The following is a 940-nucleotide window of genomic DNA, read 5'->3' as shown; positions in this document are numbered from 1 at the left end:
TTTGCGGATATCCATACCTACAATCAGAGTCTTTTTGCCAAGGAATGCCAGACTGACTGCCAGATTTCCGGCTACAAAGGATTTTCCTTCACCGGGCTGGGTAGAGGAGACCATAATAACTTTTTCTCCGTTTTCCAGCATGAAAAGAAGGTTGGTACGGAGTCCGCGGAAGGTTTCTTCCATGATGTCGTTGTGGTTTTCGCGTACCACGATGGCACCCTGTGCCGGTTTCTGGCAGTGGGGAAGTTCGGCGATAAGAGGTACGGTAGTGAGTTTCTGTACATCTTCTCCGTTTTCGATTTTGTATTTTAATAAATCGATAAGGTAGATAAAACCGACGGGAATACCCAGACCTAAAATCAGAGCAGCCAATGCGATAATTTTCTTTTTAGGTGCCACCGGATATTTATCGGGTAATGCCTGTTCGATGATTCGTCCGTTGGTAGCAGTTGCAGCCAGGGTAATGGCATTTTCCTCGCGCTTCTGGAGCAGCATGATGTAGAGCTGTGCCTTGATTTCCTGCTGGCGGGAAATAGTGAGGAATTCTTTTTCCTGTTTGGGGGCATTACTGATGCGCTCTTCGAACTTGCTTGCCTGGCGGTCGAGGTTGCCCTTGGTGATGTGCAATCCTTCGAGTACACTAACAACAGTTGTCTGAACGCTGTGGCGCATGGCTTCGATGCCGGTCTTCATATTGATGACAGCCGGGTTGTTTTCGGATGAGGTACGGAGCAGACGCTTGCGTTCGATAATCATCGTGTTGTACTGGTCGATGACGCTGCTTAACTTCTGATCTTGTAGACCGACATTGGAAGGAATCACTTCGTCGGCATTGGCAGGATTATTGATATAGTCGCGCAAAAATTCTACTAAGCGGATCTGTGTCTGGTTCTCGATGCGGAGCTGTTCGTACTTGGAGTTTTCTTCCAAAGCTAATTTT

The 940-nt window shown here is 47.4% G+C and carries 1 protein-coding gene; it reads right to left on the bottom strand.

Going from position 1 to position 940, the window contains the following annotated elements:
- Positions 1-940 (bottom strand): GumC family protein (locus WKU26_RS12575; RefSeq protein ID WP_340322300.1); only part of this gene is annotated, 940 nt, incomplete at both ends.

Origin of the sequence: Phocaeicola sp. HCN-40430 (genome assembly GCF_037890285.1) — a bacterium.
GTDB lineage: Bacteria > Bacteroidota > Bacteroidia > Bacteroidales > Bacteroidaceae > Phocaeicola > Phocaeicola acetigenes.
This window is presented reverse-complemented; position numbering and strand designations above follow the sequence as displayed.